The sequence below is a fragment of the Roseovarius gaetbuli genome (assembly GCF_900172365.1).
GTDB lineage: Bacteria > Pseudomonadota > Alphaproteobacteria > Rhodobacterales > Rhodobacteraceae > Roseovarius > Roseovarius gaetbuli.
In genome coordinates this window covers 1-14,929 of record NZ_FWFJ01000013.1, presented here as the reverse complement: position 1 = coordinate 14,929, position 14,929 = coordinate 1, and the positions used below count along the sequence as shown (strand labels likewise).

Sequence of the window (14,929 nt, the reverse complement as noted above, 5' to 3'; positions counted from 1 at the left end):
GGTGGGGGGTTCCTCTGACCAAGGACCGAAAATCATGAATGCCCCTGATGCAATTGCCCAAGTCGATGCCATCGTCGCCCGTGCCCATGCGGCCCAAAAGGCCTATGAGGCGAACGGCTCGCAGGCGCGCTATGATCGCGCCGCACAGGCCGCCGCATGGGCCATCATGGAACCCGCCCGCAACCGCCACCTGGCAGAGCTTGCGGTTGAAACCACCGGCCTTGGCAATGTGGCCGACAAGATCATCAAGAACCACCGCAAGACGCTTGGCTTGATGCGCGATATCGCGCAGGCCAAGACCTATGGCGTGATCGCCGAGGATGACGAAACCGGCATTACCACCATCGCCCGCCCGATGGGGGTGATCGGCGCGGTGGTGCCCTCGACCAACCCGGCGGCGACGCCGGCCAACAATATCATCAACGCTTTGAAATGCGGCAATGCAATCGTGCTGTCGCCCTCGCCCAAGGGCGTGCCCGCCTGCGAGGTTCTCTTGGGCTATATCCACGCCGAGTTCGACAAGATCGGCGAGGATCATGACCTTGTCCAGATGGTGCCGGCGCCGGGCTCCAAGGACAAGACGCAGCGCCTGCTTGAGATCAGCGATCTGATCGTCGTCACCGGCTCGCAAAACAACGTCAAACGCGCCTATACCTCGGGCACGCCGGCCCTTGCGGTCGGGGCCGGCAATGTCACCGTGATCGTCGATGAAACCTCTGATCTGCGCGCCGCCGCCGAGAAAATCACCGCCTCCAAGACCTTTGACAACGCGACCTCGTGCAGCTCGGAAAACGCCATCGTGGTGGTTGATGCGATCTTTGAGCCGTTCATGGCCGAGCTTGCCATGACCGGCGGGGCGCATGTGACGGACGTGGTGAAAATCGTGTCCAAGCTCTGGCCCGACGGCCACCTCAACCGCGCGGTGATTGCGCAGGACGCCGACAAGATGCTCGCGGCGCTTGGCATGGCGGGCGAGGTGCCCGCCGACACCAAATTCCTCGCGGTCGAGACCACCGGCATCGGCCCCGAACATCCGCTTTCTGGCGAAAAGCTGTCGCGGGTGGCGGCCTTGTACCGGGCGCGCGATTTCGAGGATGCGATGGCGATCACAGCGCGCATTCTGGCCCATCAGGGGGCAGGGCATTCTGTCGGGTTGCATTCCACCGTTGACGCGCGCGCGATTGCGATTGGTCAGGTCATTCCGACCTGTCGGGTGATCGTCAACCAGGCGCATTGCTTTGCCACCGGCGGGGCCTTCAACAACGGCATGCCGTTTTCGCTCTCGATGGGCTGTGGAAGCTGGGGTGGCAATTCGATTGATGACAACCTGCATTGGAAACACTTCATGCAGACCACCAAGGTGATCCGCGAAATTCCGCCGCGCGAACCCAAGGTCGAGGATATCTTCGCCGCCTATTGGGACGTGGCGGGGCGATGAGACTGGACCAGGACACCCCGCCAAAAGGCACGGTGCGCGATTGGCTTGATCATCGCGCGGGCGAGGATGGCATTGCCTTCATCTTTACCGACGACGGCGCGACCCTGCGCTGGTCCGAGTTGCGCGCCGAAGCGGCGCAGATCGCCTCGCAGCTGAGCATGGCGGGCCATGCCAAGGGCGAGAGCGTCGCCATCCTGCACCCCAACGGGCGCGCAGGCGTCATCGCGCTTTACGGCGCGCTTTACGGCGGGTTTCGCGCGACGATGATCAACCTTGCCGCCGGGCGCGACGCGATTGCCTATGCGCTTGAGCACAGCGACGCGCGCACCGCTTTCGTGCACGAAAGCGCCGCCGAGCTGTTTGACGCCGCCAAACCCGCGGCGATGACCCGCTTTGTGGCGGGGGCGATCCCGGCGGCGACGGTGCTTCACGATGTGGGTCCGCAGGATCATGCGCTTTTGATGTATACCTCGGGCACCACGGGGCGGCCCAAGGGCGTGGTGCACACCCACGCCAGCCTGTTGGCCGGTGGCTGGACCACGAGCATCGCGCATGGCTTGCGCCCCGTGGATCGCGGGCTTTGCGTCTTGCCGATCTATCATATCAACGGGTTGTGCGTCTCGGTCATGGGCGCGCTTGTGTCGGGGGGCTCGATCGCCATGTCGCCGAAGTTTTCCGCCGGTCAGTTCTGGGCCGATGCCGGGGCATCCGGGGCGACGTGGTTTTCGGTCGTGCCCACGATCATCAGCCACCTGTTGCACGGCGCCAATGACCCCGATGCGATCACCCGGCAGCGGCTGCGCTTTGGGCGCTCGGCCTCATCGGCGCTCGCGCCGGATGTGCAGACCGCGTTCGAGACGCGCTTTGACGTGCCGATCGTGGAAACCATGGGCCTGACGGAAACGGCGGCGCAAATCCTGTCCAACCCGCTGCCGCCGGGGGTGCGCAAGATCGGCTCGCCCGGTGTGGCCTATGGCAATGAGGTCGCGATCTTGGGCGCTGACCTTCGGCCTTGTCTGCCCGAGGTCGAAGGCGAAATCGCGATCCGCGGGCCCAATGTCATGCTGGAATACCTCAAGAACCCCGAGGCGACCGCCGGAACCTTTACCGGGGATTGGCTGCGCACCGGCGATCTTGGTCGGATTGATGCGGATGGCTATGTCTATGTCACCGGGCGACTTAAGGAATTGATCATCAAGGGCGGCGAAAACATCGCCCCGCGCGAGATTGACGAGGCGCTTTACAGCCACGCTGACGTGATCGAGGCGGCGGCCTTTGCGCGCCCCTGCAAAAGCTATGGCGAGCGCGTCGAGGCGGCGGTGCGCCTGCGTGATGGCTCGGATGTGTCGGGGGGGGATTTGCGGCAAATCTGCGTTGAGCGTGTAGGCGCGTTCAAGGCGCCGGATGTGGTGCATATCATTGATGAGCTGCCCAAGGGCCCTTCGGGCAAAATTCAACGTCTGAAGCTGGCCGAAGTACTGGGCACGCTGGAACCCTCAGACTAGCGCCCATTTCCTCAGCGCCAGAACCCGGCGTAAGAGGCAAACACCCCCTGAAGCTTGGCCAAGGCGCGATTGGCGGTGCCGACACGCGGCAGATCGCCGGTGCTCAGGCGGTCGATGACCACCTCGACCGGGCAGGCCGCGCGGGTTTTGGGATCGAAATAGCGCGGGTAGTCAATCAAACTGGCATGCACCAGCCCCTCAAGCGTTGGCGACGCGCGCCGCCGCCGGCGGGGCGGCTCTCCGAGGTCGCGGGTCAGGCCCCAGCCTGCATAAAACGGCGCCCCGGTGGTGGTGACGCGCACCCCGCGCAACAGCGCCTCGAAGCCCAGAAGCGAGGTCATGGTCCAGACCTCTTGAACCTCGCCCAAAAGCGCGGCCGGATCGGCACCACCCACCACCAGATCGGCAAGCGCGCCAAGGCGTTCGGGGGCAATGGCGCCGGGGCGCAGACCCGCTTCGACATCGGGGTGAGGCTTATAGAGGATCACCGCCTCGGGGTTCTTGTCGCGCACCAGTTCCAGCAGCGCCAGATTGGTGTTGACCGCCCCCGCGCCAAGCCGGATCGAGGCATCGTCCTCGACCTGGCCGGGCACCAGAATGCGATGGCCGGGCGGAAGATCGGGCGCAGCCCCGCCAAGGTTATACTTGCTCAGGCCAGCCCCCGTCAGGCGCCGGATCAGAGTTTCGGCGCGCAGGTTCTGATCCGGACGCAGCGCGGCGCGGGCGGCAATCAGGCGCTCAAGGCGGCTCTCGCCGGTCGGATCGTAGTAAATCCCGAGATCGTCACAGACCAGCGACAGCGGCGGCACCAGATCGGCCCCAAGCCCGCGCGAGCGCAGAAAGCCATCCTCGACACGCACCGCGCCCTCAGGGCCGACCTCGGGTTTGGAGGCCCAGACCATCGCCGGGCGATCCGGCAGGGCACTGGTGGAATTCCTGACGGATTTGGCGAACTGCACCCGGCGATACTTGCCGAAAAACCGCTGAAGCGGCGCGCGTTTCCACAGGCGCATGCCATGCGCAGCCCAGCCGTTGCGATCCTCGCGCCAGGCGCGGGTTTGGGCCTCAAGCGCGCTGATCGCGGTGTCGAGATCACATAATTCGTCGCGATAGGGGTCGTACCATTTGGGATAAAGCAGCATCGCCCCGGCAAAAAGCTGCGCTCGCGTCAGGCTGCGCGCGCGCCGCTCAAGGCGGATCGGATGGCGGTCGTCGGTCAAATCCCACCCGGCATAAAACGGCTGGCCAAAGACCCGTGGGCGGTGGCCCGCAAAAATCGCCTCGAAGCCGAGCTGCGAGGTGACGGTATACACGGCAATCGCCCCTTCCAGCAGGGAAAACGGGCTGACCGGATCGCTGAACAGGGTGATGCGGTCGGTTTCGTCCTTGGCACTGAAATAGCCCTGACGATGCCCGGCATCGGTTTCCGGGTGGGTCTTGATCAGAATGCGCGCGCCGGGGTTATCTTCCTGCGCGTAATAGAGCATCTCGCGAAAGGTATTGGCATCGGCGCCGCCACGGGTGACGCTGGCATCGCCCCGGGTCTGGTCGATCACCAGAACATACCCCGGATCGGGGCAGGGGGCGCTTGGATCAAAGGTATTGTATTTCGACAGATGCGCCTCGGCCAGACGCGCGATGCCTGCGCGCGCGCGGTCCAAAAGGGCGGTATCATCCAGCGGAAGCGTCTTTAGAATATGTTCAAGATCAGAGGGTTGCGCGCTATCGAATGCGGCGCCGCGATGGTCGATCACAAGGCCGAGCGGCGGCTCGCCGTCGCGCCCCGGATGAACCGAGCGCAAGAAGGCATCCTCGACACGGATCAGCCCCGCCCCGCTGCGCCTCGCCATGGCCTCGCCGCGATGGGCATAGGGGCTGTGGCCCCAGACCGCGATCAGATCATCGGCGCCGGGCGTGCCAAGCGTCAGGTCATAACCCGCAAGAGACAGGATGCGGGACACGCGGCGTTGGCGCAGAAATCCGGCGTTGTAATAGAAAACCCGCCGGGATGTGGTGGTCCCGGCGGGGTCAGATCTGCGGGCGGTGTCAGAGTCCACTGCCGCCAAGCGTATCGCCTGCGGTCGAGAACGAGCCGACCGCGCCAAGCGTGCCGGTGAGGGCCGAGATAACCTTGGCCCACTGGGCGAAGGGCGCCTCTGTCACATAGAGCGTGTCATCGTCACGGATCGCGAAATCGCGCGCGACAAACATGCCGTTCGGCTTGGTCAGGTCAAGCACATAGATCATCCGCTGTGCGCCGACGAGATCGTCGCGGCCAAGCACCTGATTGGCGATTTCCGCCGGTTCGTTGCGCAGCACGAAGACACCTGTCGGATCAGCGGCGGTGGTGGTCAGGCCACCGACCTGCGCAATCGCCTCGATGGCGCTGAGGGTCTGGGTCTGAAAGGTTACGCGGGCCTGGGCGCCGGTCGCGCCAAGCGCGGTATAGGCGCGGGTGTCGGATTCGACCAGAATGCGGTCACCGCCGCGCAGGGCGATGTCGAACTGCGGATATTTGAACAGGTCCTGGAACCAGACCTTGCTGCGCTTGTCGCCCCGGATCACGGTGATCAGCGCGACTTCGGGTTCGATCGCGATACCGCCGGCCGAGGCAATCATGCTTGACAGGGTGCGCGTCGGGCGCTCGATCGGATAGACGCCTTGCCCGCCGACCGCGCCACTCAGCGACACGGTTGATCCATTGCCCGCAAGGCGGCGCACCTCGACCTGGGGGTCGGGGGTTTGCTCGTCAAGCTTGGCGGTGATGATCCGGCGGATGCCTTCGGGCGAGTTGCCAGCGGCGCGGATACGCCCGGCATAGGGCACAAAGATAAAGCCCGAGCCGTCAACCTGCACCTCTTGCAGAATGGTCTGGTTGGTGGCCTCGCCCGCCAGAAGCCCGTCATCGACGTTCTCCCAGATCGTCAGGCCAAGCGTGTCACCGGGGCTGATCGTGTCAGACCCAAGCAGGCCTGCGTTCTTGAAATCATCGGTAAATCCAAGCGCGGGTTGCACAGCGGTGGCACGGGTGACGCGGTCGTTCACGGTCACGACAAAGGCGTCGCCCTGTCGTTGAACCGAGCCTGAGTAAATCTCGCGCTTGTTCGGCCCGACACGGGGCAGAACGCCACAAGAGGCGACGATTGACACAATGGCCAAAGCGGCGACGGGCTTCGCCCATCGGAAATGTTGGGGTTTCACTGCTCGGTCTCCTCGACCTGTTTTTGTTCTGCCTCGGTCTTTTTTTGTCAACCTACAGGAATCGTAAGTTTAAATCCAGCGTTAGTGAGGTCAGAGGTCAGGGGACAATCCGCAACTGTTGCCTTGGGGCCGCGGTGCCGGATTTGAGCGCGTCATAGGGGTCTTCTGGCGCGAGCATCATATCGACCGCTTGGCGCAGCAATTGGCGCCGCCCCTGGGCCGAGTAGAAACCGCCGGCAATTTGGCTGGTTTCAAGCAGATAGCGGCGATAATCGGTATAGGCGCGCCGGTCTGGGCGTTCGGCCCCGGCAAAGAAATCGCGCAGCGGTTTGGTGCTCACGAACTCGGGTTTGGCATAGACCGCCTGCCCGAAAGTGCGCAGCGGAATGCCGCGCCAAAGCACCTGTTGCGCGGCCGTGGAATTGACGGTGACCGCGCTGCGTGACTCGTCCAGAAGTTGTGCAAGCTTGCCGCCGCGCACATAATGCACCCGCCCCTTTACCCCGTGCCCACGCACCAGACGGCGCAGCTCGGCGCGGATCGGGGCGCGGCCATCTTCAAGCGGATGCGCCTTGATCACCAGATGATGATGCGGCGGCGCGCCAAGGGCAAAACCCTCGATCACGGTTTCCAGAAACTCGGTCATGCTTGAGAACGGCGAATGCGCCTGAAAGGACGAGTCGTGTTCAAGCTGTAAAAGGGCAAGATGATAGGGAAAGCCGCCATGGCGGATGCGCCAGGTGGCGAGGCGGCGCTCGATCGCCTGAAACGGCATCAGCAACAGACGCTTGATATAAAGGTGAAACTCTTCGCGCACGCTCAGCGCCCGATGCGGGCGGAAATCGCGATAGCGCCGGTTTGCGAGCAGGACAAAGCCGTGGTAAAGCGCGCCGTAGAAGATATGCTGGCGCATGTCGCCCCAGCTTGCCGGCGGCAGGGCGGTGTCCATATCCGAGTTTTCCAGCGCCGTGCGCATCTGCGGCACGCTCATTTCCATCAGCCTGGAGTTGCCATTGGTGCCGTCGCGTTCATAGGTGACCCAATAGGGCCGCATATAGCCCTCTTCATAGACATGCACCGTCAGCCCCGCCTCGCGCGCAATCTCGACGGCTTGGGCATGAATGGGGCGGGTATCGCCGTAAAGCACGATATCGGTGATGTTTTTGTCGCTCAGGATCTGGCGGAACGTCGCGGGCCAGTCGGCGGCACAGCCGGTAAAGGGGATATAGGCCTTGCGGTCACGCCAAAACGCCTGATCACCGGCGTTAAAGCCGACACGCCAGACCTCGGCATTGGCCCGGCGCAGCATCTGCCCGAGTTTCTGAAAAAACGGCCCGTGCGGCCCCTGAAGAAACAGGAACGCGCGGTTTTGCCCGGTCAGACCTGTCATGGCCTTTGCTGTCCTTTTCCACTCACCACGCCCCTCATAGCGCAGCATTTTGGCAAAAATAAGCCCCGTGATGCGCGCCTTGCTTGCCATGGGCGGGCGCCACCGCTAGGTCGAAGACATGAGACTAGGGGAGACAGGTTAAATGTTTACTGGCATCGTCACGGATGTGGGCCGCATTCGGCAGGTTGAACAACGCGGCGATCTGCGCGCGCGCATCGCCACCAAGTATGACACGACCCGTATCGACATCGGCGCCTCGATTGCCTGTGACGGGGTGTGTCTGACGGTGGTGGCGCTTGGCCCCGATTGGTTTGAGGTGGATATCTCGGCCGAGACAGTCTCAAAGACTAACCTTTCGGCATGGGGCGAAGGGCGGCGTGTTAACCTTGAACGCGCGCTCAAGGTCGGGGATGAGCTTGGCGGGCATATCGTGTCGGGTCATGTCGATGGTCTGGCCGAGGTGGTGGGCCTGCGCGACGAGGGCGACAGCACCCGCGTGACATTGCGCGCCCCCAAAGAGCTAGCGCGCTTCATCGCCTCCAAGGGCTCGGTCGCGCTGAACGGCACGTCGCTGACGGTGAACGAGGTCTCGGGCTGTGACTTTGGCATCAATTTCATCCCCCACACCAAAGAGGTCACCACATGGGGCGATGTGGCGCTCGGGGATAAGATCAACCTCGAAATCGACACGCTGGCGCGTTACGTGGCACGGCTGGCCGAGGCGGGTTAGTCGTTATCGCTTAGCCCCGCGCCGGCCCCGGCAAGGCGGCTTTGGGCCGTGTCGGGCGCATAGGTGCGATGGGCGAACGCGCTCAGGACCTGCGCGATCTCGGGGTCGATATCGCCGCGCGTTATGGGCGCGAGCGGCGGAATATCCTCGGCACTGGTCAGGGCGATGCGCACCGCTTTGGTGCAGTCAAGGTCGAGCGCGCCGGCAATGGTCTGCTTGATGCAGGTCTCAGCGCCGAAGGTCACGGTGACGCCGGGCCATTCCAGCTTCAGCGTGGTCTCATTTTCCTGCGCGGCGGCCGCCACATAGGGCAAAAGCAACAGCGGAAAGGATGTCTCGCCAAGCTCAAGTGGTTTGCCCTCTGCGATGTCTTTGGCGTGATCGCAAATCGCCGCGCCGCTGATCAACGGACAAAGCGCGCCACCCTTGGCCGCCCATGTGCCGGTGTCTTCAAGCGGGCAGAGGGTTTCGTATTCCGCGCCATCATTCTGGCGCAAGAGCCCCGCCAGGGCCTCGGCCCCCGGCAAGCCAGCCGCACAGAGCCAGCGGGTCGCCTTGCCGGCCTCTTCCGCCAATCCCCAGCTTAGCCCGGCCCCGCGCGCCGCCTTGCGTGACAGGCCCTCGATCTCGTTCAGCGACCAGGTCATGCGCGGCCCTCCAGATACGGGTAGGTCCAGTCATCGGCATTGCCGCCCGCCAATTCACCGGGGAAAGGCGCGTGCTGAAACATGTTGATGCGCAGCCAGCGATCCGAGCGCGGATCGAAATGGCAGGCCCCGAAGAACGACAGCTTGGCGCGCAGCATGTCGATGGGCAGAACGCTGGCGTCAATCGTGTTGTCGCGGATTTCTGCGTAGGGCAGGCGCGCGGCGATCTGGGCGCGGCGCACCACGTGGCGATGCTCGGGGTGCTTGAGCAGGAAACCAGCCACCGGCCCGTCGGGAAAATCCGCCAGATCGGCAAACATGCGTGCGGCGTCGCGCCCCGGGCAAAGCGGTTGCTCATAGGGTTCGATTGGCTCGTCAAACCGCTCGCCAAGGCGCGGTTCAAGCTTTGCCTCGGAGGTGTACCAGACCCGCGCGGTTGCGTCCCGCTCGGCCCAGTCGATCTCAAGCGCCCAGCCATAGACGTCTTGGGTGATGGCGCGCAGATCGCTCACCTGCATCGCCCCGTCGATGCGCCAGGTGGCACCCTCATCGGCGGCCATGCAACAGCTTAGCCCATCCACCAGATCGCCGTAGGGCTCCATCAAAAGCGAGGCCAAAAGCTCTTGCCCCTCGACGGCAAGCGCGGTTTCACCCCAGAGCCAGAGGCGGTTCCAGGGCGTATCGCGTGTCAGGTCGGCCTCGGTCAAATGCGCAATCAGCGCCTCCATATCGGCGCGCAGGTCGTGCAGTTTCGCAATCTGGATCGGGTGCTCTGATTGCCAGCTTAGCGCGTGCAGGCGCGCGCGCTTGGCAAAGTCGCAAAAGCTCTGCGCGGCCTCTGCGGTGGCCTCGGGCAGGGCGCGGATGCGGGCCAAGGCCTCTTCGCGCGCCGCGATCCAATTGTTGAGCAAGGCCGGGTGATTGAGCAGGAACGGCGCCATGCCAAGCCCGGTTGAATTGCCGATGCCAAAGCGGCGACGCAGCTTGGGCGCCAGCGGCACGGCGGTCTCGGGCGCGCGCAGGGCGGCCATATGCTCGACCAGATCCATCACGACGGCGCGGGTCAGGAAGACCGACAGCATCTCGATCTGGAAGGGGGCCTGAAATTCATCGCGATCAGCGGTGGTTTCGCGATCCGCGGCGCCAAACTTGCCCGAGCCATAAACGGCGGTGGTGCGCATCAGATAGCCGACATCGTCAATCCGCGCCTGATCGGGCTGTTGCCCGCGCGCAAGGCAATCCACGACGTAATCCCAGAGCCGGACCGAACGGTTGGCGCGGCTCAGCGACAGCTCGGTCTCGGTGATGCGCCCGGCCTCCTGGCGGGGGACGTTTTGCGACAGGCGGTCAAGATCGGAGGGGGTGGGGATGCCGTCAAACAGGGTAAATGTCGCGTCCCATTCGGTGGCAATCACCCGGTCCGAGCGTTTCTCGGGCGGCAGATCATTGGCAAAGGCAATCAGCGAATAGCTGCGCTGCGGCCCATGCGCGGTATAAACCGCACGGCCAACGCCGCGCGCGTCGATGTCGAAAACACCGCGCTCGAACTGCCAGTTCTCGGCCTTGAGGCGGCGCAAAAGCACGCGCATGAACGACAGCCGGGATTGATGAAAAGACCCAAGCCGCGCCAGACGCATGACCACATTGGGGTCGCGGGGCGCGATGCGAATGCTGTCGGTCTGTTGCATTGGCCTGTCCTTTTCCGGTCTTGAATTTAAACGGGGCGGCCCCGGTAAAGGGCCGCCCCGAAATGTCAGCGCATCTCGCGGCCTTTGGCAAGGGTGATACGGATCGCATCCCAAAGTGAGGGCAAAAGCACAAGCGACACCGGCACGGCCGTGACCACGATAAAGCTCTGCAATTTGCCGACACCGCCGGCCCCTGTATAGATCAGGATGATCGCCATCACCCCCATTGCCACGCCCCAGAACAGGCGGACGGGCAGGGCCGGCCGGTCCTCGTTGGACATGGCAACCGAGATCACATAGGTCATCGAGTCGCCGGTCGTGGCCACGAAGATCGTGGTCAGGATCAGGAACAGCACCGACACGATAAAGCCCATCGGCAATTGCTGGGTGATCGCCAGAAGGGCGGCCGGCAGGTTGAAGCCCTCAAACGCGGTCGAGACCGAGCCCTGATTGGCCAGCTCGAACGCAATGCCAGAGCCGCCGACGATGGTGAACCAGAATGCGGTCACGATAGGTGCCACAATCGACAGCATGATCACGATAGAGCGGATCGAGCGCCCCCTACTCACGCGCGCGATGAACATCGCCATCAGCGGGCCATAGCCAAGGAACCAGCCCCAGAAGAAGACGGTCCACCAGCCAAGCCAGCCGGGATCGCCAAACACACCCGCCTCGCCACGATAAAGCGCCATCGGGAAGAAATCGCTCAGGTAGGTGGCAAAGCCGCCAAAGAAGCTTTTGAAGATGAACATCGTCGGCCCGGCCACCAGCATGAACACCAACAAGGCGGCGGCAAGAAGCACGTTCACCCGGCTCAGGATCTGAATGCCCTTGGTCAGCCCCGACGCCGCAGAGGCGGTATAGAGCGCCACAAGCGCAAGGATCACCATCGCCTGGGTGGCAAAGCCGTCGGGAATGCCGAACAGCGCGTTCAGACCATAGCTGACCTGAAGTCCGAGAAAACCGATCGGCCCCACGGTGCCCGCCACCACGGCGATGATGCAGGAGGCATCGGCAATAAGACCGATCGGCCCCTTGATCGCCGCATCGCCAAACACCGGGTAAAGCAGGGTGCGCGGTGCCAGCGGCAGGCCCTTTTCATAGTGGTAATGCATCAGCATGACCGTGGTCAGCGCGCCAAGGATCGCCCAAGCCAGAAAGCCCCAATGCATGAAGCTTTGCGCAAGCGCGGGGTTTACGGCGGCGGCACTGGCGGCCTCGGCCCCAAAATGCGGCGGTGACGACAGGAAATGCGCCATCGGCTCGCCAGCGGCCCAGAACACACCGCCCCCGGCCAGAAGCGTGCACATGATCATCGCGCCCCACTGGAACAGCGGAAATTCAGGCGCGGCAAGCCCGCCCATGATCGCGCGCCCACCGGGCAGAACCACAAGCACAAGCCCGATCAGGAAGGTGGCCAGCAACAAAAGCTGCCAATAGAGGCCGAAATACTTGGCCGACCAGGCAAAGCCGGTGTCGACCATGCTTGACAACAGATCGAGGTCAAACAGGGCAATCACGCAGAAAAGCGCGATAAAGCCGCCGGTTATGGCAAACAGAGGCTTGTTGATGTGATGCATCTGCCCTTTGGCTGCATCCGTGTTGGTGATGTCGGACATGTATTCCTCCGTAAGGGTTGTCCGTGGGGGGGCGAGGATGCCCTAGTGGTCCGGCGGCGCGTCTGCCGGGGTGAAGTTTTCGTCAAAGAACCGGAGCCAGTTGCCGCCCATCAGTGCGTCAACTTCGGTTGCGTCAAAGCCGGTGCGGGCAAGCCCTTCGCGGATATTGCCGAAATCGCGGTTGTCGCGGAACCACACGGGCTGGGGCGGGAAACCGGGGGCAGAAGCAGAGCCTTCGCCATAGTCGATCTCCTTGGTCCAGCGCCCGGTGCGCATCCACTCGACAATGCTGTCGGGCTGATCCTGGCACAGGTCGCTGCCGATACCGAAATGGGCGACGCCAAAGGTTTCCGCGGCGCGCGCGATCATCTCGCTAAAGCTGTCGACAGTGCAGTCGGATTTATCCTTGAGGTGATGCGGATAAAGCGAAAATCCCATCATGCCGCCGTTTTGCGTCACCGCGCGGATCACATCGTCGCGCTTGTTGCGCAGGGCCGGCTGCCAGCTATGAAGATTGGCATGGGTGATGGTGATCGGGCGGGTCGAGATATCGGCCGCCTCGATGGTCGAGCGGTCGGCGGAATGGCTCATGTCGACGACAAGGCCGACGCGGTTCATCTCTTTGATCACCTGACGGCCCATGCGGGTGATGCCGGGGTCCTCGGCCTCGTAACACCCCGTAGCCAAAAGCGACTGGTTGTTATAGCTCAGCTGCATGAAACGCGCGCCAAGGCGGTGCAGGATCTCGACCAGCCCGATATCGTCCTCGATCGGGCTGGGGTTCTGAAAGCCAAAGAAAATCGCGGTGCGCCCGGTCTCTTTCGCGCGGCGCACATCATCGCCGGTGAACCCCTGAAAGATCAGCTCTGGAAAACGCTCGAACCAGCGGTTCCAGGCCTCGAAGTTGAGCACGGTTTCGCGGAAATTCTCGTGATAGGAAATGGTGACATGCACCGCGTCCACGCCGCCCGCGCGCATCTCGCGGAACACCTTTTCCGACCAGTTGGCATATTGCAGCCCGTCGATCACCACGTTCATTTCGGCGTACCTGCTGCGATATAGGCGGTCTTGACGGTGGTATAGAATTCCGCCGCCGCGCGGCCCTGTTCACGCGAGCCATACGAACTGTCGCCGCGCCCGCCGAAGGGCACGTGATAATCGGTGCCCGCCGTCGGCAGGTTGACGGTGACCACCCCGGTGCGCGCGTTGCGCCGGAAATGCGTGGCGCGCGCAAGGCTTTGCGTCACGATGCCAGAGGTCAGGCCGAAGTTGGTGTCGTTGACGACCGACAGCGCCTCGTCATAGCCATCGACCTTGATCACCGAGGTGAGCGGCGCGAACATTTCCTCGCGGTTGATGCGCATGGCGTTGGTGGTGTTGAGAAATACGCCGGGGGTCATGTAATAGCCCTCGGTTTCGCGGGTAACGCGCGTGCCGCCACAGGCAAGCTCGGCGCCCTCGGATTTGCCGAGATCGACATAGGCGAGGTTCTCGTTAAGCTGGGTTTCGCTGACCACCGGGCCGATCTGTGTGCCGGCCTCAAACGCGTGGCCGACGGTCATCGCCTCTGCGCCTGCGACAAGCTTTTCGACAAAGGCGTCGTGGATGCCCGCATGCACCACAAGGCGCGAGGAGGCGGTGCATTTCTGCCCCGTGCCGCCAAAGGCGCCGCCAAGCGCGAGGGTGACGGCGAGATCAAGATCGGCGTCATCCATCACCGCAAGGGCGTTCTTGCTGCCCATTTCCATCTGGACCTTGGTGAGGTTCTGGATCGCGGCGGTTGCGATGCCCTTGCCCACCGGCACAGAGCCGGTAAAGGAAATCGCGGTCACTTTCGGGCTTTCGACCAGACGCTGGCCGATGCTTCCGCCGGCCCCCATGACGAGGTTGAACAGGCCCTTCGGGATATCCTGGCGCGAGATGATCTCGCTCAGCGCATAGGCCGAGGCGGGGGTCATGTTGGCGGGCTTCCAGATCACCGCGTTGCCATAGCAAAGCGCCGGTGCGATCTTCCAGCTGGCGGTGGCGGTGGGAAAGTTCCAGGGGCTGATCACGGCGACGGTGCCGATGGGTTCGCGGCGCACATCGACCTCGACACCGGGGCGCACGGAATCGGCATTCTCGCCAAGCTGGCGCAGGCATTCGGCGGCGTAATAGGTAAAGAACTGACCGGCGCGAAACACCTCGCCCTTGCCCTCGGCCAGCGGCTTGCCCTCTTCGCGGCTGAGCAGGCGGCCAAGCTCTTCGGCGCGTGCCATCATCTCGTTGCCGATCGACATCAGTGCCGCCTGCTTGCGCTCCATCCCATAGGCGGCCCATTCGATCTGGGCGGCGCGGGCGGCGTCAAGCGCGTGCTCAAGCTGATCGGGTTTGGCCTGCGCATAAAGCCCGATCAGGTCGCTGATATCGGACGGATTGCGGTTTTCGATCTCTGCGTCCCCGGCAACCCAGTCACCGGCGATATAGTTGAGATATGTCTTGGCCATGGTTTGATCCCTTTCCTTGCGTCGCGCATAAAAGGGCACAGATCAAACTTCAGGACAAACGTAAAATAGTTGAATTTAATTCAGCATAATTGAAGTTTAGTATCCACGCCGTGGAGCAAACCCTCCGACTTCCAGTCGGACCCGCTTCAGCGTGAAAGAATCGCTTTATGATCGTACCCTCAGAAAAATGAGCCGCAGCCGGGTCGGAGGCTCATTTTTCTGAGG

General features: G+C 63.2%; 11 protein-coding genes. 3 read left to right on the top strand and 8 right to left on the bottom strand.

Annotation, left to right across the window (positions count from 1 at the left end; all coding sequences use genetic code 11):
* Positions 1-34 precede the first annotated feature (34 nt).
* Positions 35-1,438, top strand: a complete 1,404-nt coding sequence (gene sauS, locus ROG8370_RS08425) for an acylating sulfoacetaldehyde dehydrogenase (RefSeq protein WP_085826644.1) — start codon at positions 35-37, stop codon at positions 1,436-1,438.
* Positions 1,435-2,943 (top strand): AMP-binding protein, encoded by a 1,509-nt coding sequence (locus ROG8370_RS08420; RefSeq protein WP_085826643.1) that lies wholly within the window; start codon positions 1,435-1,437, stop codon positions 2,941-2,943. The genes sauS and ROG8370_RS08420 overlap by 4 nt, the downstream gene beginning before the upstream one ends.
* A gap of 11 nt (positions 2,944-2,954) precedes the next feature.
* Here the strand turns inward: ROG8370_RS08420 and ROG8370_RS08415 are convergent, their stop codons facing one another.
* The 3 genes from ROG8370_RS08415 to ROG8370_RS08405 form a co-directional block, all read right to left on the bottom strand.
* Positions 2,955-5,000: a capsule polysaccharide biogenesis protein gene (locus tag ROG8370_RS08415; protein WP_085826642.1), complete on the bottom strand. Its 2,046-nt coding sequence runs from the start codon at positions 4,998-5,000 to the stop codon at positions 2,955-2,957.
* Positions 4,990-6,144: a polysaccharide biosynthesis/export family protein gene (locus ROG8370_RS08410; protein ID WP_085826641.1), complete on the bottom strand. Its 1,155-nt coding sequence runs from the start codon at positions 6,142-6,144 to the stop codon at positions 4,990-4,992. The genes ROG8370_RS08415 and ROG8370_RS08410 overlap by 11 nt, the downstream gene beginning before the upstream one ends.
* A 97-nt stretch (positions 6,145-6,241) precedes the next feature.
* Entirely contained in the window at positions 6,242-7,534 is a 1,293-nt protein-coding gene (locus tag ROG8370_RS08405; protein WP_085826713.1) for a capsule polysaccharide biogenesis protein, read from the bottom strand.
* A 142-nt stretch (positions 7,535-7,676) separates the two neighbouring features.
* Between ROG8370_RS08405 and ROG8370_RS08400 the strand changes: the two genes are divergently transcribed.
* Positions 7,677-8,264 (top strand): riboflavin synthase, encoded by a 588-nt coding sequence (locus ROG8370_RS08400; protein WP_085826640.1) that lies wholly within the window; start codon positions 7,677-7,679, stop codon positions 8,262-8,264.
* Here ROG8370_RS08400 and ROG8370_RS08395 read toward each other — a convergent pair.
* From ROG8370_RS08395 to ROG8370_RS08375, 5 genes are all read right to left on the bottom strand, one after another.
* Positions 8,261-8,911 (bottom strand): DUF3726 domain-containing protein, encoded by a 651-nt coding sequence (locus ROG8370_RS08395; RefSeq protein WP_085826639.1) that lies wholly within the window; start codon positions 8,909-8,911, stop codon positions 8,261-8,263. The genes ROG8370_RS08400 and ROG8370_RS08395 overlap by 4 nt on opposite strands.
* On the bottom strand, positions 8,908-10,599 hold the full coding sequence (locus ROG8370_RS08390) for a hypothetical protein (RefSeq protein ID WP_085826638.1): 1,692 nt from the start codon (positions 10,597-10,599) through the stop codon (positions 8,908-8,910). The genes ROG8370_RS08395 and ROG8370_RS08390 overlap by 4 nt, the downstream gene beginning before the upstream one ends.
* 65 nt (positions 10,600-10,664) lie before the next feature.
* Positions 10,665-12,218, bottom strand: coding sequence for a BCCT family transporter (locus ROG8370_RS08385; RefSeq protein ID WP_085826637.1), 1,554 nt, complete (start codon positions 12,216-12,218; stop codon positions 10,665-10,667).
* Positions 12,219-12,260: 42 nt separating this feature from the next.
* Positions 12,261-13,256 carry a membrane dipeptidase gene (locus tag ROG8370_RS08380; RefSeq protein WP_085826636.1) on the bottom strand — a complete coding sequence of 332 codons (996 nt, stop codon included), beginning with the start codon at positions 13,254-13,256 and terminating at the stop codon, positions 12,261-12,263.
* Positions 13,253-14,704 (bottom strand): aldehyde dehydrogenase family protein, encoded by a 1,452-nt coding sequence (locus ROG8370_RS08375; RefSeq protein WP_085826712.1) that lies wholly within the window; start codon positions 14,702-14,704, stop codon positions 13,253-13,255. The genes ROG8370_RS08380 and ROG8370_RS08375 overlap by 4 nt, the downstream gene beginning before the upstream one ends.
* Between the last annotated feature and the right edge of the window lie 225 nt (positions 14,705-14,929).